The sequence below is a fragment of the Aeromicrobium sp. Leaf272 genome, assembly GCF_001422865.1.
Taxonomy (GTDB): Bacteria; Actinomycetota; Actinomycetes; order Propionibacteriales; family Nocardioidaceae; genus Aeromicrobium.
The window spans coordinates 450,956-467,423 of the sequence record NZ_LMMY01000013.1 but is presented as its reverse complement, the minus strand read 5'-3'; the positions used below and the strand labels follow the sequence as shown (position 1 = coordinate 467,423).

Genomic DNA, 16,468 nt, shown 5'->3' with positions numbered 1-16,468 from the left:
ACGAATCCCCGTATCGAGTTAGCAGGAGTGGTCACTGTGGCAGCGGTTTGTGACGTGTGCACCAAGGGACCTGGCTTCGGCCACAACGTGTCCCACTCGCACCGACGCACGAAGCGTCGTTTCGACCCCAACATCCAGCGCGTGCGCGCCGTCGTCGACGGCACGCCCAAGCGCCTGAACGTCTGCACGTCGTGCCTCAAGGCCGGCAAGGTCAGCCGCTGAAGCACGTCCATGCCTTCGGCGACGATGCTCTCGGTGAGCTCGACGCCGTCGGCGTGGCGGCCTCGATCGCCGATGGAAGCATCAGCGCGGTCGAGGCTGCTCAGGCTGCCGTCGCCCGTGCAGCCGCGGTCGAGCCGCACCTCAACGCGATCGTCGTCGACGACTTCGAGCGTGCGCTCGCCCTGGCGTCCGGCCCCCTGACAGGTCGACTCGCCGGCGTCCCGACGTTCGTCAAGGACAACACCGACGTCGCAGGCCTGCCCACGCGGCAGGGCTCGCGCGCCATCCCGCCGACACCGGCCGCGGCCGACGCGCCGTTCACCACGCAGCTGCGCGCCGCCGGCCTCGTCCCGCTCGGCAAGTCCTCCCTCCCGGAGTTCGGCTGGAGCGCCAGCACCGAGTTCGACCAGTGGGAAGCCACCCACAACCCGTGGGACACCGACTTCTCCAGCGGCGCCTCCTCCGGCGGCGCAGCAGCGCTCGTCGCGTCCGGCGTCGTCCCGATCGCCCACGCCAACGACGGTGGCGGCTCCATCCGCATCCCCGCCGCCGCGTGCGGCCTGGTCGGGCTCAAGCCGACCCGGGGACGGCTGGCGCCTGACGCCCACGCCGAGCAGATGCCCGTCGACGTCGTCTGCAACGGCGTGGTCACGCGCACCGTGCGCGACACCGCCCACTTCCTGGCCGCGGCCGAGGCGCACCGCACGGCCCCGGGGCTCCCCCTCGTCGGCCTCGTCGAGGGACCGGGCGACCGTCGTCTGCGCATCGGCCTGGTGCTCGACTCGCTCACCGACACGCCGACCGACGACGAGACCCGCGCGGCGGTGCTCGCCACGGCGGATCGACTCACGTCGCTCGGGCACGAGGTCGTGGAGGTGCCGCTGCCCGCGGCCGACGCCTTCGCCGAGGCGTTCAAGCACTACTGGGCGATGCTGGCCTTCTCGACCCACCACTTCGGCAAGCGGGTCATGCACCCGCAGTTCGACAAGTCGGCCACCGACCCCCTCACGCAGCACCTGGCGCGCCGCTTCGCCCGCTCGTTCTGGCGCACGCCGGGGGCGATCCGTACGCTCAAGCGCAGCGAGCACGAGCTGCGCGAGCACTTCGCCGAGAACCGTCTCGACGCCGCGCTCTCCCCCACGCTGGCGCACACCACGCCGCGCCTGGGGCACCTGTCACCCAACGGCGCGTTCCCGGAGATGTTCGACCGCCTGGTCCGGTACGCCGCGTTCACCCCACTCAACAACGCCACGGGCTCCCCCGCCGTCTCGCTGCCGCTCGGCCGCACCGCCGAGGGCCTGCCGATCGGCGTCCAGCTCCAGGCGCTGCACGGCGACGAGCGCACGCTGCTCGAGCTGTCCTACGAGCTCGAGGCCGCCCAGCCGTTCGCGCGCATCCAGGACTGACGCTTCCGCTCGGCGGCGCCAAGGCCTCGATCTCGACACACCACCCCGTGCTCCTTCGTCGCCGGGGCGGCTACTCGGTCAGCGGATGGTCGTACGGCGCGAGTCAGCGCCAGTGCTGCCAGCCGGTGTCGCCGTCCCAGGGGGCGTCGTCGACGTGCACCGCGGGCGACTCCTCCCCCGCGACGTCGCGCACCAAGCCGATGACGGACCACCCGGCCGGCAGCTCGGTCGCCGAGCTGAACGTGGCAGCGAGGGCGAAGTCCTCGCCCCCGGTCAGGACCATCGCGAGCGGATCGGTGCCGAGCGCCTCCGCCACGGTGCGCACGGGCTCGTCGATCGCGAGCGTCGACGACCGCAGGTCGATGAGCACCCCGCTGGCCACGGCGACGTGGCCGAGGTCGGCGAGGAGACCGTCGCTCACGTCGATCATCGCCGTCGCGCCGGCATCGGCGGCCGCCGGACCCGCCGCGTACGGAGGCCGGGGGCAGCGGTGCGCCTCCACCGCAGCCTTCGGCGAGCGGAACCCGCGGCTCATCGCGGCGTACCCGGCAGCGGACCAGCCCAGCCGTCCTGCCACCGCCACGACGTCGCCGGGCAGGGCACCCGACCGGCGCACCGGTCGCGGCGCGTCGCCCATGACGGTGACCGCGACCACCACGACGTCGCTGGCCGTCATGTCACCGCCCACCACGTGTGCACCGACGAGAGCGGCCTCCTGCTCGAACCCCTTCGCCAGCTCCACGACCCAGGCCGACGGAGTGTCCGCGGGGACGCCGAGCCCGACCGTGAGCGCCGTGGCCACACCCCCCATGGCGTTGACGTCCGACAGGTTCGCCGCGGCGGCCTTGCGGCCGATCTCGAGCGCCGAGGACCAGTCGCGCCGGAAGTGCCGACCCTCCACGAGGAGGTCCGTGGAGACCACGAACGTCCCGTCGTGGGTCCGCACGTGCGCAGCGTCGTCACCGGGTCCGATCAGCACCCGCGGGTGCGATCCCGCGGCCGCCTGCACCTGGTCGATGAGGCCGAACTCGCCCACGTCGGACACCGACGACGGACTCGAGGCGTCGGCCGCTCCCTGCTCCTGTGCTGGCACCCGCCCATTGTGGACCAGCCGGGCGGCGACCCACCTGCGAGGTCGAGTATGGTGTCGAGGTTCCCGAGCACGGAGGTCAGCATGACGGTCCAGGCCTACATCCTCGTCCAGACCGAGGTCGGCAAGGCCTCCCAGGTCGCGCAGGAGATCGCCGCGATCCAGGGTGTCACGGTGTCCGAGGACGTCACCGGCCCGTACGACGTGATCGTCCGCGCAGAAGGTCCTTCGATGGACCAGCTCGGCACGCTCGTCGTCCAGAGCATCCAGAAGGTCCCCGGCATCACCCGCACGCTGACCTGCCCCGTCGTCAAGATCTGACGGTGCCCCGCCACGCCGGGCGTCGTCTCGGCCTCGTCGTCGCCGCGAGCCTCGTCCCGCTCGCGGCCTGCGGCAGCGGCGTGCTCGTCGACGCCTACCCCACCGCACCGGGCACCGACGTCGACTGCGGGGCACTGATCGCCGACCTGCCCTCGTCAGTGGACGGCCTCGACCGACGCACCCTCGAGCAGGACGTCCCCGCCGCGGCGTGGGGCGACCCGCCCGTGGTGCTGCGCTGCGGCGTCCCCACGCCCGAGGCGTTCGAGCCCACCTCCGAGTGCAAGCTCGTCGACGGGGTCGACTGGTTCGACGAGCAGACGGCCAACGGCTTCCGCTTCACGACCGTCGGCCGACGCGCGAACGTCGAGGTCGACGTCCCGGCCGTGCACGACCCCGCGGCCGACGTGCTGGTCGACCTCGCCGAGAGCATCGACAAGCACCTGCCGGTCGAGCAGCCCTGCCGCGGCTGAGCGTCGGGTCCGGAACCAGGCGAGCACCCGGAGCGCCGCCAGAGTGACGCACGATTCTGCGTTCGTGCACGGAAGCTCGAACGAGGCTGCGTTCGCGACGGGATCCCGTCGCGACTGCAGAATCCTTCGGAGGTTCACTCCCGAAGGCAGAATCGTGCGTGAGTCCGGCACCACCCTCGCCGCGGCCACTCGGCCGAGACCGGCCTAGCGCAGACCGGGCTCGCGCTGCAGGGCCAGCTGCAGCAGGCGGTCGACCAGGTCGGCGTACGAGACACCGCTGGCCTCCCACAGCACGGGGAACATCGACGTGGAGGTGAAGCCCGGCATGGTGTTGATCTCGTTGACCACGAGACCGTCCGGGGCCGTGCCGGTGAGGAAGAAGTCGACGCGGGCGAGCCCCTCGCAGCCCAGCGCCTCGAAGGCCTGGATCGCGTAGGCGCGGATCCGCTCGGACAGCACGTCGGAGATGTCGGCGGGCACGAGGTTGGCGCTCGAGCCGTCGAGGTACTTGGCCTCGAAGTCGTAGAAGTCGTGGGTCGCGTCGTCGTTGCGGACCTCGCCCACCACGCTCGCCTCGGCCGTGCCGTCGAGACGCTGCACCACGCCGACCTCGAGCTCGCGCTTGTCGATCGCGGCCGCCTCCACGATCACCTTCGGATCGTGCTCACGGGCCGCCTCCACCGCGGCCACGAGCTGCGAGGGGTCGTCGACCTTCGTCACCCCCGAGCTGGAGCCGGCGCGTGCGGGCTTCACGAAGACGGGGAGCCGCAGCGCCCGCACCCGGTCCAGCACCTTCTCGCGCTCGAGGTCCCACTGGCGCGGGGTGATCGTCACGTAGGCGATCTGCGGCAGCCCGGCGGCCGAGAACACGGTCTTGGTGAACGGCTTGTCCATGCCGACGGAGCTCGCGAGCACCCCGGCGCCGACGTACCGGACTCCCGCCATCTCCAGCAGACCCTGGATCGTGCCGTCCTCGCCCCACGGGCCGTGCAGCAGCGGCAGCACCACGTCGACGTCACGCAACTCCTCCCACGCGAACGGCGCCCCGTCGGGATCGACGTGCGGCAGACCACCGTCGGGGACGACGCCCCCGAGGTCGTCGCGCACCCATCGTCCGTCGGGGGTGATCCCCACGGTGGTCACGTCGTACCGACCCCGGTCGATCACGGACACCACGTTGCGGGCGGTGAGGCACGAGACCCCGTGCTCGCTGGACCGACCGCCGAACACGACGGCGACCCTGGGTCGAGCGGTCGAGTCCCCCGTCGGAGTCACTGCCGGTGCGCTGGAGTTCATCGCACGACAGCCTAGCCCGGCCACCCCTGTCCCGAGCGTGCGCCACGTCACCGACGGAAGGGGGTCCCCGGGCCCTGGGCCGATGCGGACCGGCGGGGCACAATGGTGGCCATGCACGGACCCGACCTCTCCTCCTCGACGATCGCCGTCGGAGCCGGTCGACCCGCTCGCACCCCGGGGGCACCACTCAACGCACCGATCACGCTCGCGAGCGCGCTCGTGCCCGGCGGGGACTCCGAGTACGGGCGGCACGGCAACCCGGCCTGGACCGCGTTCGAGGAGGTGCTGGGTGCCCTCGAGGGCGGACGCGCCCTGGCGTTCGCCTCCGGCCAGGCCGCCACGACCGCGGTGTTCGACCTCGTGCCCGCGCGGGCGGCCGTCGTCGCGCCCGCGGCGGCCTACTCCGGCACCCTCGTGCAGCTGCGCGAGCGTGCCCGGCGCGGACTCATCGACCTGCGCCTCGTCGACGTCACCGACACCCAGGCCGTGATCGACGCCGCCGACGACGCCGCCCTCGTGTGGCTGGAGTCGCCCACCAACCCGCTGCTGGAGGTGGCCGACATCGAGCGCATCGCGAGCGAGGCCGCGCGGTCCGGCACGGCCGTGGCCGTCGACAACACCTTCGCGACGCCGCTCCGCCAGAAGCCGCTCGAGCTCGGGGCCGACTTCGTGGTGCACTCGGCCTCGAAGCTGATCTCGGGCCACAGCGACGTGATCCTGGGCGCGGTCGTCACCGGGAACGACCGCGCGCACCGGGCCATCGAGGCACGGCGCGCGAACCTCGGTGCCATCCCCGGCGCACTCGAGTGCTGGCTCGCCACCCGCGGCATCCGCACCCTGCACGTGCGCCTGGACCGCGCCGAGGCCAACGCCCGCGAGATCGCCACCCGGCTGCAGACGTCGCGGGTCGTCACCGGCGTCCGCTACCCCGGCTGGGGCACGATCGTCTCCTTCGAGGTCCTGGGTGGTCCCGAGACGGCGCAGAAGGTCACCGAGCTGTCCGACGTCATCACCTACGCCACGAGCCTCGGCGGCGTGGAGTCCACGTGGGAGCGGCGACGGCGCCACGAGCAGGAGCCGTCCGGCGTGCCGGAGAACCTCGTGCGGCTGTCCGTGGGCATCGAGGACGTCGAGGACATCTGGTACGACGTGGAACGCTCCCTCGCGTCGATCTGACGCCTCGGGGCGACGTCCGCGTCAGCGCACCTCGGGCTTGGCCTCGCGCGAGATGAGGGCCTTGACCAGGTTCTCCGGGTCCATCTCGCCGGCGATGAGCGCGGCGACATGGGCGACGATCGGCATGTCGACGTCGTGCGCGGCGGCGAGCTCGGCGACCGACTGGCAGGACTTGACGCCCTCGGCGACCTGACGGGTCTGCGCGGTGACCTCCTCGACGCTGAGCCCCTGGCCCAGCTTCTCGCCGAAGCTGCGGTTGCGGGACAACGGGGACGAGCAGGTCGCGACCAGGTCGCCCATGCCGGCGAGCCCGGAGAAGGTGAGCGGGTCGGCGCCGATCGCGATGCCCAGGCGGGCGGTCTCGGCCAGCCCGCGCGTGATCACCGACGCCTTGGTGTTGTCGCCGAACCCGAGTCCCACGCACACCCCGACCGCCAGGCCGATGATGTTCTTCGTGGTGCCGCCCAGCTCGCAGCCGATGACGTCGGTGTTGGTGTACGGACGGAAGGCGGCGGTGTGGCAGAGCTGCTGGAGGCGCTCGGCCACGGCCTGGTCGGCGCAGGCCACCACGCTGGCCGCCGGCTCGCGGCGGGCGATCTCCTTGGCGAGGTTGGGCCCGGTGACCACGGCGATGCGCTCGGGGCCCGCACCGGTGAGCTCGGCGATGACCTCGCTCATCCGCAGGTGGGTCCCGAGCTCGACACCCTTCATGAGGCTCACCAGGACGGCGTCGTCACCGATCGCGGCGCCCCAGTCCCCGAGGTTGGCGCGCAGCTGCTGCGACGGGACGGCCAGCACGACCACCTCCGCGCCGTCGAGTGCCTCCCGGGGGTCGTTCGTGGCCCGGATGGCCTCGGGCAGCTCGATCCCCGGCAGGTAGTCGGCGTTCTCGTGGGTGGCGTTGATCGCGTCGCAGAGCTCGGCTCGGCGTCCCCACAGCCGCACCTCGTTGCCGGCGTCGGCCAGCACCAGGGCGAACGCGGTGCCCCACGATCCTGCTCCCATCACGGCAGTCCTGACCATCACGGCTCCTTCGGGGTGTCGGCACCGCCGGGATCGGCGGGTGCAACGTCATGCGGTGCGGGGTCGTTCGGTGCGGGGGCGGGGCCGCCCTCGAGGGGCGCCCGGAAGTCGCTGCGCGGCCGGGCCAGCGTGTGCACGTCGATGCGGGGCCCCGTCGGCAGCTCACCGCGGATCTCGCCGACCATCGCCGTGAGCGCGTCCATGAGTCGACCCGTGGCGGTGCGCAGGACCTCCTCGGTGAGCGGCCGGTCCCTGAGGTCGGACAGGTCGACCGGGTCGCCGATCACGACGTGGATGGTCTTGCGCGGCAGGAACTTCGGGACCTTGGTGTAGGGCCACAGGATCTTCTGGGCCCCCCACTGCGCCATGGGCACGAGCGGTCGACCGGTGGCCAGGGCCACGCGCACGGCCCCGGTCCGTCCGCTCATGGGCCAGAGCTCGGGGTCGCGGGTGATCGTGCCCTCGGGGTAGATGGTGACGACCTTGCCCGACTCGACGGCGGCCACGGCCGAGCGCAGCGACTCGGCCGCACCCTCGGTGCTGCGGTGGACCGGGATCTGCTCCGCGCCGTGCAGGATCGCGCCCAGCCCCTTCACCGAGAACAGCGTGTCCTTCGCCAGGAACCGAGGCGCGACCTGGTGGTCGACCATGAAGTGGCTGATGAGGATCGGGTCGAGGTGCGAGAGGTGGTTCGGGGCGAGCACGTAGCCACCGTCCGTCGGCAGCTTCTCGACGCCGCGCCAGTCCCGCTTCGTCGCCACCATGAGGAACGGACGGAGGATCCGGACGATCCACCGCGTGGCTCTCGGGAGCACGAGGCGATCCGCAGGGCGATCCATGGGGGCGAGCCTATGACGAGAGGGGCTCGTTCGGCGTCGCGGTCCCCGCGGTGGGGACCGTGTCGGCGCCCGGGGTGACGAGAAGCCCTTCGGCTCGTTGGTCGTGCATGGCCCTCCTCCCCGCGAATCCCGCCGCCGTGCTCAACCGCGCCGACACTGCGCTGAAGAACGTGGACGGGGTGCTCGGTCGTGTCGACGGCACGCTCGGCAGCGTCGACACGACCCTCGGCACGGTCGACGTCACGCTGGCCGAGACCCGGCAGGCCCTCGGTGAGGTCAAGAACCTCCTCGCGGAGCTGCAGTCCGAGCTGGAGCTGCTGCACCAGGTGCCGCTCATCGCCCAGCAGGTCGCCCAGATCCACGCGGCGGTCACGAAGCAGCCCTAGGGACCGGTCGACCGCGTGGCGCACCACCGCGCGAGACGCCGGTGCCGGTGGCCGAACAGCGCGCCGACGAGCCGACGGACCACGGGAGCCGCGAGCGCGAGCCGCGGCTCGACCGTGAGTCGGTCGTGCACGTGCGTGCCTCCGTCCGGGCCGGACGTGAGCGTGCGCTCGTGCTCCCACCGCCGCGCGCTGAGCATCCGCGAGACCTCGTGGAACCGACGGCCGTGGTCGAGCTCGACCACCGTGAGGTCGTCGTACTCGACGGGAAGCACCCCGAACAGACGGATCCACGCCTTCCCGAGGGCAACCCCGACCGGGAGCGAGTGAACGTCGAGCCCTCTCGCGCCGCGAGGCAGCGTCATCGAGAGCCACGGGCCCAGCTCGTGGTCGATGCCCTCGACCGAGGCCACACGAGCCCACACCACCTCCTGCGGCGCGGGCACCACGGAGGAGACCTCCACGACGACCCTGGTCATCGCGGTGCGCTCACGACGCAGACGTCCACGCGCGGATGCCGCTCGCGATCCTGTCCTCGGTCCCGCGCTCCGACGAGCTGGCGACCCACGTGCCCGAGCGCCGGTCGATGCGCAGGACCACCGAGGCCTGACGCCCCTCCGGGTCCTCGACGCCGATCGACATGCTGAGAGACGTCTCGGGGCCCTTCCAGCGGGACAGCACCCGGGCCACGTCCTGCACGAGCGCGTCCAGCTCGTCGATGCCGGGCCGCTGCGCCCGGACGGAGACGAAGGCGTCGGTGTCGGAGGGAGGTTTCAGGTAGTCGTACTTCTCGCCGTGGGCCTGCACCCCGACCGCACCTGCGCCGTCGACCTCGCCGAGGTCGGCCACGAGGTCGAGCAGGTCGAGGCTGCCGACCGTCGACAGGTCGATCTCCTGCTCCTCCGGGTCGCCCGAACCGGTACCGGACGGCACCGTGTCGGGCTCGACCGTGACCGGCACGCGCGCGTAGGAGTCGGGATGTGCGCGGCGGGCGCGCTCGAGGGCCGCACGTACCTCGTCGAGCGGACCCAGGGCACGCACCCGGAGCGTGTTGGCCTGGACCGAGGCGCTCACGGCGGGCTCGTCCTCGAGGCTGCTGAGCAGGGCGCGGCGGTCGGCCTCCGTGCCGGTGTCGCCGCCGTCGGGATCCTGCGTCGGGTCGGGACGGGCGGCGAGCACGTTGTCAGCCACCACGACGGAGACGGCGAGGCCGTCCCCGCCACGAGCGTCGTCGAGGAGGGCCTCCAGCGCCGTCGCGTCGGAGGCGGACCGGACCCCGAGGAGCACGCCCGTGCCGTCCTGCTCCTCGTCCTCGGGCCGGGACCCGATGCTCACGCCGGTGAGCCGGGACGCCCCGAACTCCTCGGCCACCGCCACCGTGAACGCGACGGCACGCTCGGGGTACTCCTCGGAGACCACGAGCCGGCTGGCCCCGGAACGGTTCTCCGGCCGGGTCGTGAGGACCATGCCCGGGCTCGGGAGCGTCGCGACGCCGTCCCAGAGGTCACGGCCCGTCGGCCACTGCAGATCGGGCGACTCCTGCACCGACGCGGTGAGCGTGCTGCGGTCGGCGGCACGCGTCAGGCCCCACGACGAGACACCGGCGAGCTCGAAGCTGGCCACGGCGAGGCGCGCCGTGGCCGCGTCCGCGGATCGTTCGCTGTCCTCGTCGAGCGACACCGAGACGCGGGGGTCGGAGCCACGCGGCTCGGACGACGCAGCGTCGTCGGCCTCTCCCTCGACGACCTCCACGGTGGTGGCGCCCGTGTCGCGAGCCTCGCCGAACACCGTGGTGAGCTGCGAAGCGCGGATGGTCGGGCGGACCTCCACGCGGACGCTGCAGCGCCCCAGCTCGCAGCTGGAGCTCGCTCGCTCGACGCCGGCGAGCTCCTCGAGCGCGGCCACGTCGTCGTCGTCGACGCCACAGCCCGTCAGCACCGCCGCGGCCACGAGACCTGCCAGGACCGTCGAGGCAGCACGCCTGGTCCTGCTCCGGACCACCCCCGTCGTCATGGACGGAGAGTAGCGCCCCGGTGCCGCTCGGGGCGTTCCGTCAGAGCGTGGCGGGCTTGAACGCGGGGCGCCGGCTCTCGTAGGTGGCGATGTCGTCGTCGTGCGAGAGCGTGATCGCGATGTCGTCGAGACCCTCGAGCAGGCGCCAGCGCGTGTAGTCGTCGATCGTGAACGAGTCCTCGATGGCGTCGGGACCCTCACCGGCACGCACCGTGCGCGACTCGAGGTCGACCGTGACGGTCGCGCCCGGGTTCGCGTCGAGGTGGTCCCACAGGCGCTGCACGACCTTGTCGTCCACCTGGGCGGCCAGCAGCCCGGCCTTGCCGGAGTTGCCACGGAAGATGTCACCGAACCGTGAACTGATCACGGCCTTGAAGCCGTAGTTCTGCAGGGCCCAGACGGCGTGCTCGCGCGACGAGCCGGTGCCGAAGTCCGGACCGGCCACCAGCACGGTCGCGTCGCGGAAGGCGTCGCGGTTCAGGACGAACTCGGGGTCGTTGCGCCAGGCCGCGAACAGTCCGTCCTCGAAGCCGGTGCGCGTGACGCGCTTGAGGTAGACGGCGGGGATGATCTGGTCGGTGTCGACGTTGCTGCGCCGCAGCGGGGCGCCGACGCCGGTGTGCGAGGTGAACTTCTCCATCGTGATCAGGCTCCTGCGGTCGCGGGGACGGGCTCGAGGTCGGCCGGGCTGGCCAGGTGGCCCAGCACGGCCGTGGCCACGGCGACGTCGGGCGAGACGAGGTGGGTGCGGCCGCCCTTGCCCTGGCGTCCCTCGAAGTTGCGGTTGGACGTGGAGGCGCTGCGCTCCCCCGGGGTCAGCTGGTCGGGGTTCATGCCGAGGCACATGGAGCATCCCGCTCCGCGCCACTCCGCGCCGGCGTCGGTGAAGATCCGGTCGAGACCCTCCTCCTGGGCCTGCAGCCGAACCCTCACCGAGCCGGGCACGACGAGCATGCGCGTGCCCTCGGCCACCGTGCGGCCCTCGATGAGCTCGGCGGCGCGGCGCAGGTCGGAGATCCGGCCGTTCGTGCACGAGCCGACGAACACGGTGTCGACGCTGATGTCACGCAGCGGCGTGCCGGCCTCCAGACCCATGTAGGCGAGCGCGTTCGCGGCGGCCTCGCGCTCGGTCGGCTCCTCGAAGCTCTCCGGATCCGGCACCGTGCCCGAGAGCGGGGCGCCCTGGCCGGGGTTCGTCCCCCAGGTGACGAAGGGCGTGATCTCGGACGCGTCGATCCGGATCACCTTGTCGAAGTGGGCGTCGTCGTCGGTGGTGAGGCTCGTCCAGTACGCCACGGCCTCGTCCCACGCCTCGCCCTGCGGAGCGTGCGGGCGGCCCTGGATGTACTCGAAGGTGGTCTCGTCCGGAGCGATGAGCCCGGCCTTCGCTCCCCACTCGATGCTCATGTTGCAGATCGTCATGCGCTCCTCCATGGAGAGCGCACGGATCGCCTCGCCGCGGTACTCGACGATGTAGCCCTGGCCGCCACCGGTCGTCTCCTGCGTGATGAGCGCGAGGATCAGGTCCTTGGCCGTCGACCCGGGAGGCAGCGTGCCGTCGACGTCGACGGCCATCATCTTCGGCTTGGCCTGCGACAGCGACTGGGTGGCGAGCACGTGCTCGACCTCGCTCGTGCCGATGCCGAAGGCGATCGACCCGAAGGCGCCGTGGGTGGAGGTGTGGGAGTCGCCGCACACGATGGTCATGCCCGGCTGGGTGAGGCCCAGCTGCGGTCCGACCACGTGGACGATGCCCTGGTCGATGTCGCCCATCGGGTGCAGGCGGACGCCGAACTCCTCGGCGTTGCGACGCAGCGTCTCGACCTGGGTGCGGGAGACGGGGTCGGCGATCGGCTTGTCGAGGTCCGTCGTCGGGATGTTGTGGTCCTCGGTGGCGAGGGTCAGGTCGGGCCGGCGGACGGGACGGCCGGACAGCCGCAGGCCGTCGAACGCCTGCGGGCTCGTGACCTCGTGGATGAGGTGGAGGTCGATGTAGAGCAGGTCGGGCTCGCCCTCGGCCGTGCGGACGACGTGGTCGTCCCAGATCTTCTCCGCGAGCGTCCTGCCCATCGCGATCATCTCTCCTCTGCGTCGTCGTCAGTGCGGCGTCAGCCTAGCACTTGCGTCTCACCATACGATACGGCAGTATCAAGGCATGGACAACGCCAGTGGAGTGGGTGTGCTCGACAAGGCCGCTCTCGTGCTCTCGGCCCTCGAGCCCGGACCCGCCACCCTCGCCGGGCTGGTCGCCGCGACCGGCCTCGCGCGGCCGACGGCCCACCGGCTCGCCGTGGCGCTCGAGCACCACCGGCTCGTCTCCCGCGACATGCAGGGACGCTTCGTGCTCGGACCGCGGCTCGGCGAGCTCGCCGCCGCCGCCGGCGAGGACCGCCTGCTGGCCGCCGCGGGTCCGGTGCTCGCACGTCTGCGCGACATCACCGGCGAGTCGGCGCAGCTGTACCGCCGACAGGGCGACTTCCGGGTGTGCGTGGCGGCGGCGGACCGGCCGACCGGTCTGCGCGACTCGATCCCCGTCGGAGGCCAGCTCACCATGGCAGCCGGGTCCGCTGCCCAGATCCTGCTGGCGTGGGAGGACCCCGAGCGCATGAACAAGGGGCTGCTCAAGGCCACCTTCTCGGCCGCCGAGCTGTCCGCCGTGCGTCGCCGCGGATGGGCGCAGAGCGTCGGCGAGCGCGAGCCGGGTGTCGGGTCGGTCTCCGCCCCGGTCCGCTCCCCCTCCGGCAAGGTGGTCGCCGCCGTATCGGTCTCCGGTCCCCTGGAACGCCTGACCCGGCAGCCGGGGCGCATGCACGCACCTGCCGTGGCCGCCGCCGCGGAACGGCTCAGCCAGAGCCTGCGCCGCGCCGGCTGACCTCCGTCTACCCGCGCAGGGCCTCGAGCAAGGCGCCCTTCGTCATCCGGGACGCACCGGGGACCTGCTTCTCGCGGGCCGCCGCGCGCAGCCGCACCACGGTCCAGGACTCGTCGGGGACGGGCGACTCCTCGACGGGCAGGTCTCCGCGCTCCGCGGGCGGAGCGTGGTCGACAGGGGCGTCACGGGTGGCGCGACGGAGCCTGGCCTCGAGCTTGGCCACCTTGGAACGCTCCTGCCGAGCCTCGGCCTTCCACTGCGCCGCCTTGCCCTTGGCCTTCTCGAGCTTGCGCTCGAGCTGATCCACCGAGCCACGCAGCTTCTCGACCTGCCCCTGCGCCTTGGCCAGCTCCTTCGCGCTGCTCGGGCCGCCCTTCTTCGAGGACTTCTTCGCGCCGCCGGACGCCTTCTCGGACTTCTTCACCTTGGCCATCTCGCTCCTCGCATGGTCGGACTCGGCCGAATCATGGCAGACGGAGGTGACGCGGAGGTGAACCTGCACGGACCCCTGCTCCGGCTCACAGCGTGGGTGCCGTGGCGGTCGCCACCGTGACGCCGGAGGCGTCCGCGACGCGCAGGCCCGCGACGTCCTCGCGCAGCACGGCGGCGTTCATGCGGCAGTGGACCTCCACCGCCGAGCCCAGGAAGGCGCCCGCCTCCACGTCGCGCCCCTGCTCGTCCACGACGTAGACGACGTAGACCTCCCCGGGCCGGGTGCCGGCGACGTCGAGCACGGCCTCCGTGCCCCAGGTGTGGGCGACGAACGCCGCGTCGACGCGCCCGGGCAGCGGGCTGTCGTCGCTGACCGAGGGAGCGAGCCGCTCGACGGCGCCGAGCGTGCCGGGCGGGCCCTCGACGGTGCCGTCGCCCAGGACGGCCTGGACGCCGAGCGTGGTCGCCGAGCCGGCCGCGACGAGCGCCACGGCGGCGGCGACCAGCCCCAGCCGACGACGAGCGGACCGGGGACGGGGCGCAGGCCCGACGGGCGCTGCTCCGGTGGCCCCGATCCGGCCGATCGCCGCGTCGAGCGCGGTCGAGGGCGGCACGTCGCTCCACGCACCGCCCGCGAGGGCCCACTCGTCGAGCGTCCCCACGGCGCTGCGCAGCGCGTCGAGCTCGGCGCGCAGCTCGGGACGTTCGGCGACCAACGCCTCCAGCTCGGCGGCCTCGGCCTCGTCGAGGTCGCCCGTGGCAGCGGCCGCGAGCAGCTGGTCGATGCGCTCCTGGGGCGTGGTCATGAGGCTCCCTCCTCGTCGAGCAGCGCGCGCAGGGCGCGCAGGCCGTGGAACATCCGGGTGCGCAGCGTCGCGACCGGCACCCCGTCACGCTCGGACAGCTGATCGTAGGTGAGACCCTCCAGGCGCACCGCCACGATCACGCGGCGCTGGTCCGCGGAGATCTGGGCCAGCGCCCACACCAGGCCGACGTGGTCGTCCACCTGGTCGCTCTCCGGCGGTCGGACCTCACGCGGCTCCCGGACGTCCGGCACCAGCGTCATCGGGCGGCGCCCACGGCGGCGCAGGGCGTCGATCACGACGTTGCGGGCGATCGCGAAGAGCCACGTCCTCGACGACGCCCGGGCGGCGTCGAAGCGCTCGCGCGCCTGCCAGGCGCGGGTGAAGGTCTCCTGCACGCACTCCTCGGCGAGGCCCCGGTCGCCCACGGCGTTCACGGCGAAGCCCAGGAGGTCACGGCCGTGCTCGGCGTACGCGGAGCGCACGTCGAAGCCCTCAGCCGTCATCCGGACCGCCCTTCTCGCGAGGTTGCTCCACGGTAGGCCCGTCGGCGCGCCGGGGCACGGCAACACGGTCACGGAAGCGGTCATGGAGAGGTGTACGCCGCGTCGGCCGCGAACGTTCTCGCGAAGATCCCTCGCCGTCCTGGTGAACGCACCGGCGCTCCGCCTCGTATCCCGACACGACCGGCGTCGCCGGACGCCACACGACGAAGGGACGACCATGACCCGATCGACTCGATGGACCGCAGCGGCCGGCCTCGCCGCCGCACTGCCCCTGGCACTCGGCGGACTCGCCTCGACCGCGACAGCCGACACCACGGAGCAGGTCGAGCGCCCGGAGACCTTCACCAGCGCGTTCGTCGCCGAGGCGACCGGTGACCAGGTCGTCGGACCCGACGGCACGGTCGGCGTGGGCCAGGAGGACGGCTCCGGCACGTTCATCTTCCTGATCAACTCCGACGAGGAGATCATCTGCTGGGACATCACCACCGAGGGCGTCGCACCGCCGTACCAGAGCGCCGCCCGCACCGCCACGCACATCCACCAGACGCCGGCCGGCCAGAACGGGCCCCCGCGCCTGTCGTTCCCGAACCCCGGCCCGGAGGACTCCGACATCCGCAACAGCAGCGGCTGCTCCGAAGGACCGTTCACGACCGGCCTGAGCGCGGAAGGCCAGGACACCGGCACGGGCTTCACCCTCGACCAGATCGAGGCGAACCCCGCCGGCTTCTCGGCCGACACCCACACGGCCGCCAACGTCCCCGGCGCCGTGCGCGGTCAGCTGGCCTTCAGCCAGGAGCTCCTGGACGAGGCCAACGGTGCCGGCGGTCCGCAGAGCGGCGGGACCGATGACGAGGACGCCGGTGAGGAGAACGCCGACGACGAGGATCGCGTGGTCCCGCGCAACGGGGTCGACACCGGGGAGGGCGGAACCGCCGGCTCCACCCCGACCGCTCCCTACGTCGCCCTGACGCTCGTCGGACTCGCTGCTGCGGGCGCCGTCGCCGCACGTCGTCGGCAGGGTGCCTGAGATTCGCCGACTGGCCGGCCTGGTCCTGCTCGTCACGCTCCTCGCAGGGTGTGGCGGGCAGGACCGGGCCCCTGCCCCGCGACCGGCGGAGACGACCACGACGGCCGCGCCGACGAGCCAGGCCCCGCGGGCCGCTGCAGCTCCGATCCGCGTGACGATCCCGCCCTTGGGTCTGGACGAGTCGCTCGTCGGCCTGGGCATCGATGCGGGGACCGGCGAGCTCGAGGTGCCCGAGGATCCGGCCCGCGTCGGCTGGTTCACGGGCGGCGGCAAGCCGGGCGAGACCTACCCCACCGTCATCGTGGGCCACAAGGACTCCCGCACCGGGCCGGCCGTGTTCGCGCGGCTGACCGAGCTGGAGGTCGGCGAGCAGCTGAGCGTCCTCGACGCTCGCGGACAGCGCCGCACCTACGAGGTCACCGAGGTGCGCGACGTGCCGCAGGACAGCCGCTTTCCCACCGAGGACGTCTACGGCAGGGCGGCGGGGTCGCAGGTCCGCCTCATCACCTGCACGGGACCCTACGACCGCGGGATCGGCCGGTACACCGAGAACCGGGTCGTCTTCGCCTCCGAGGTCTGAGTCCTCAGA

The 16,468-nt window shown here is 72.6% G+C and carries 20 protein-coding genes; 9 read left to right on the top strand and 11 right to left on the bottom strand.

Going from position 1 to position 16,468, the window contains the following annotated elements:
• Window positions 1-36: 36 nt before the first annotated feature.
• Both rpmB and ASF38_RS11460 read left to right on the top strand, forming a co-directional pair.
• Window positions 37-222, top strand: coding sequence for a 50S ribosomal protein L28 (rpmB, locus tag ASF38_RS11465; protein ID WP_055965440.1), 186 nt, complete (start codon window positions 37-39; stop codon window positions 220-222).
• On the top strand, window positions 192-1,628 hold the full coding sequence (locus ASF38_RS11460) for an amidase (RefSeq protein ID WP_235493008.1): 1,437 nt from the start codon (window positions 192-194) through the stop codon (window positions 1,626-1,628). The genes rpmB and ASF38_RS11460 overlap by 31 nt, the downstream gene beginning before the upstream one ends.
• Window positions 1,629-1,731: 103 nt before the next feature.
• Here ASF38_RS11460 and ASF38_RS11455 read toward each other — a convergent pair whose 3' ends face one another.
• Window positions 1,732-2,721 carry a thiamine-phosphate kinase gene (locus ASF38_RS11455; protein WP_056576159.1) on the bottom strand — a complete coding sequence of 330 codons (990 nt, stop codon included), beginning with the start codon at window positions 2,719-2,721 and terminating at the stop codon, window positions 1,732-1,734.
• A gap of 81 nt (window positions 2,722-2,802) precedes the next feature.
• Between ASF38_RS11455 and ASF38_RS18110 the strand changes: the two genes are divergently transcribed.
• Both ASF38_RS18110 and ASF38_RS18105 read left to right on the top strand, forming a co-directional pair.
• Window positions 2,803-3,039, top strand: a complete 237-nt coding sequence (locus tag ASF38_RS18110) for an Lrp/AsnC family transcriptional regulator (protein ID WP_055966413.1) — start codon at window positions 2,803-2,805, stop codon at window positions 3,037-3,039.
• Window positions 3,040-3,041: 2 nt separating this feature from the next.
• Window positions 3,042-3,509 (top strand): DUF3515 domain-containing protein, encoded by a 468-nt coding sequence (locus ASF38_RS18105; RefSeq protein ID WP_055965434.1) that lies wholly within the window; start codon window positions 3,042-3,044, stop codon window positions 3,507-3,509.
• A gap of 204 nt (window positions 3,510-3,713) precedes the next feature.
• On the opposite strand, the gene ASF38_RS11440 is transcribed toward ASF38_RS18105, so the two are convergent.
• Window positions 3,714-4,805, bottom strand: coding sequence for a D-alanine--D-alanine ligase family protein (locus ASF38_RS11440; protein ID WP_055965431.1), 1,092 nt, complete (start codon window positions 4,803-4,805; stop codon window positions 3,714-3,716).
• Between the two features lie 111 nt (window positions 4,806-4,916).
• Between ASF38_RS11440 and ASF38_RS11435 the strand changes: the two genes are divergently transcribed.
• Window positions 4,917-5,981 (top strand): PLP-dependent aspartate aminotransferase family protein, encoded by a 1,065-nt coding sequence (locus ASF38_RS11435; RefSeq protein ID WP_055966410.1) that lies wholly within the window; start codon window positions 4,917-4,919, stop codon window positions 5,979-5,981.
• Between the two features lie 21 nt (window positions 5,982-6,002).
• Here the strand turns inward: ASF38_RS11435 and ASF38_RS11430 are convergent, their stop codons facing one another.
• Both ASF38_RS11430 and ASF38_RS11425 read right to left on the bottom strand, forming a co-directional pair.
• Window positions 6,003-7,004, bottom strand: a complete 1,002-nt coding sequence (locus tag ASF38_RS11430) for an NAD(P)H-dependent glycerol-3-phosphate dehydrogenase (RefSeq protein ID WP_055965428.1) — start codon at window positions 7,002-7,004, stop codon at window positions 6,003-6,005.
• Window positions 7,004-7,843 (bottom strand): 1-acyl-sn-glycerol-3-phosphate acyltransferase, encoded by an 840-nt coding sequence (locus ASF38_RS11425; protein WP_082480700.1) that lies wholly within the window; start codon window positions 7,841-7,843, stop codon window positions 7,004-7,006. Before ASF38_RS11425 ends, ASF38_RS11430 begins: the two co-directional genes overlap by 1 nt.
• Window positions 7,844-7,950: 107 nt before the next feature.
• Here ASF38_RS11425 and ASF38_RS11420 point away from each other — a divergent pair, with 107 nt between their 5' ends.
• A complete protein-coding gene (locus ASF38_RS11420) occupies window positions 7,951-8,229 on the top strand; it encodes a hypothetical protein (RefSeq protein ID WP_056576155.1) in 279 nt (92 codons plus the stop codon).
• Here the strand turns inward: ASF38_RS11420 and ASF38_RS11415 are convergent.
• Genes ASF38_RS11415 through leuC form a run of 4 tightly spaced genes read right to left on the bottom strand, consistent with a single transcriptional unit; the run spans window position 8,226 to window position 12,309 of the window.
• A complete protein-coding gene (locus ASF38_RS11415) occupies window positions 8,226-8,705 on the bottom strand; it encodes a hypothetical protein (RefSeq protein WP_056576152.1) in 480 nt (159 codons plus the stop codon). The genes ASF38_RS11420 and ASF38_RS11415 overlap by 4 nt on opposite strands.
• 10 nt (window positions 8,706-8,715) lie before the next feature.
• Window positions 8,716-10,239, bottom strand: coding sequence for a hypothetical protein (locus tag ASF38_RS11410; protein WP_156366903.1), 1,524 nt, complete (start codon window positions 10,237-10,239; stop codon window positions 8,716-8,718).
• A gap of 40 nt (window positions 10,240-10,279) precedes the next feature.
• Window positions 10,280-10,879 carry a 3-isopropylmalate dehydratase small subunit gene (gene leuD, locus ASF38_RS11405; protein ID WP_055965413.1) on the bottom strand — a complete coding sequence of 200 codons (600 nt, stop codon included), beginning with the start codon at window positions 10,877-10,879 and terminating at the stop codon, window positions 10,280-10,282.
• A gap of 5 nt (window positions 10,880-10,884) precedes the next feature.
• Window positions 10,885-12,309, bottom strand: coding sequence for a 3-isopropylmalate dehydratase large subunit (leuC, locus tag ASF38_RS11400; RefSeq protein WP_055966407.1), 1,425 nt, complete (start codon window positions 12,307-12,309; stop codon window positions 10,885-10,887).
• Window positions 12,310-12,394: 85 nt separating this feature from the next.
• Here leuC and ASF38_RS11395 point away from each other — a divergent pair, with 85 nt between their 5' ends.
• Window positions 12,395-13,111: an IclR family transcriptional regulator gene (locus ASF38_RS11395; RefSeq protein WP_055965411.1), complete on the top strand. Its 717-nt coding sequence runs from the start codon at window positions 12,395-12,397 to the stop codon at window positions 13,109-13,111.
• Window positions 13,112-13,118: 7 nt separating this feature from the next.
• Here ASF38_RS11395 and ASF38_RS11390 read toward each other — a convergent pair whose 3' ends face one another.
• The 3 genes from ASF38_RS11390 to ASF38_RS11380 form a co-directional block, all read right to left on the bottom strand.
• The gene (locus ASF38_RS11390) at window positions 13,119-13,544 is read right to left on the bottom strand and encodes a hypothetical protein (protein WP_056555399.1); all 426 of its coding nucleotides are present in this window, start codon (window positions 13,542-13,544) and stop codon (window positions 13,119-13,121) included.
• Between the two features lie 85 nt (window positions 13,545-13,629).
• A complete protein-coding gene (locus ASF38_RS11385) occupies window positions 13,630-14,349 on the bottom strand; it encodes a hypothetical protein (RefSeq protein ID WP_055965405.1) in 720 nt (239 codons plus the stop codon).
• Window positions 14,346-14,852 carry a sigma-70 family RNA polymerase sigma factor gene (locus tag ASF38_RS11380; RefSeq protein WP_200914507.1) on the bottom strand — a complete coding sequence of 169 codons (507 nt, stop codon included), beginning with the start codon at window positions 14,850-14,852 and terminating at the stop codon, window positions 14,346-14,348. The genes ASF38_RS11385 and ASF38_RS11380 overlap by 4 nt, the downstream gene beginning before the upstream one ends.
• Before the next feature lie 217 nt (window positions 14,853-15,069).
• Between ASF38_RS11380 and ASF38_RS11375 the strand changes: the two genes are divergently transcribed.
• Together ASF38_RS11375 and ASF38_RS11370 are read left to right on the top strand one after the other, a co-directional pair.
• Window positions 15,070-15,879, top strand: coding sequence for a CHRD domain-containing protein (locus tag ASF38_RS11375; RefSeq protein WP_056576146.1), 810 nt, complete (start codon window positions 15,070-15,072; stop codon window positions 15,877-15,879).
• 151 nt (window positions 15,880-16,030) lie between these two features.
• A complete protein-coding gene (locus ASF38_RS11370) occupies window positions 16,031-16,459 on the top strand; it encodes a class F sortase (protein ID WP_235493007.1) in 429 nt (142 codons plus the stop codon).
• Window positions 16,460-16,468: the final 9 nt, after the last annotated feature.

What these genes read in the sequence shown, in the direction of transcription:
- ASF38_RS11430 (WP_055965428.1), bottom strand. Translation starts at nt 7,004, where the DNA reads ATGGTCAGGACTGCCGTGATGGGAGCAGGATCGTGGGGCACCGCGTTC.
- ASF38_RS11420 (WP_056576155.1), top strand. Translation starts at nt 7,951, where the DNA reads ATGGCCCTCCTCCCCGCGAATCCCGCCGCCGTGCTCAACCGCGCCGAC.
- ASF38_RS11410 (WP_156366903.1), bottom strand. Translation starts at nt 10,239, where the DNA reads ATGACGACGGGGGTGGTCCGGAGCAGGACCAGGCGTGCTGCCTCGACG.
- ASF38_RS11385 (WP_055965405.1), bottom strand. Translation starts at nt 14,349, where the DNA reads ATGACCACGCCCCAGGAGCGCATCGACCAGCTGCTCGCGGCCGCTGCC.
- leuD (WP_055965413.1), bottom strand. Translation starts at nt 10,879, where the DNA reads ATGGAGAAGTTCACCTCGCACACCGGCGTCGGCGCCCCGCTGCGGCGC.
- ASF38_RS11415 (WP_056576152.1), bottom strand. Translation starts at nt 8,705, where the DNA reads ATGACCAGGGTCGTCGTGGAGGTCTCCTCCGTGGTGCCCGCGCCGCAG.
- ASF38_RS11375 (WP_056576146.1), top strand. Translation starts at nt 15,070, where the DNA reads ATGACCCGATCGACTCGATGGACCGCAGCGGCCGGCCTCGCCGCCGCA.
- ASF38_RS11380 (WP_200914507.1), bottom strand. Translation starts at nt 14,852, where the DNA reads ATGACGGCTGAGGGCTTCGACGTGCGCTCCGCGTACGCCGAGCACGGC.
- ASF38_RS11395 (WP_055965411.1), top strand. Translation starts at nt 12,395, where the DNA reads ATGGACAACGCCAGTGGAGTGGGTGTGCTCGACAAGGCCGCTCTCGTG.
- ASF38_RS11425 (WP_082480700.1), bottom strand. Translation starts at nt 7,843, where the DNA reads ATGGATCGCCCTGCGGATCGCCTCGTGCTCCCGAGAGCCACGCGGTGG.
- ASF38_RS11390 (WP_056555399.1), bottom strand. Translation starts at nt 13,544, where the DNA reads ATGGCCAAGGTGAAGAAGTCCGAGAAGGCGTCCGGCGGCGCGAAGAAG.
- ASF38_RS11435 (WP_055966410.1), top strand. Translation starts at nt 4,917, where the DNA reads ATGCACGGACCCGACCTCTCCTCCTCGACGATCGCCGTCGGAGCCGGT.
- leuC (WP_055966407.1), bottom strand. Translation starts at nt 12,309, where the DNA reads ATGGGCAGGACGCTCGCGGAGAAGATCTGGGACGACCACGTCGTCCGC.
- ASF38_RS11440 (WP_055965431.1), bottom strand. Translation starts at nt 4,805, where the DNA reads ATGAACTCCAGCGCACCGGCAGTGACTCCGACGGGGGACTCGACCGCT.
- ASF38_RS18110 (WP_055966413.1), top strand. Translation starts at nt 2,803, where the DNA reads ATGACGGTCCAGGCCTACATCCTCGTCCAGACCGAGGTCGGCAAGGCC.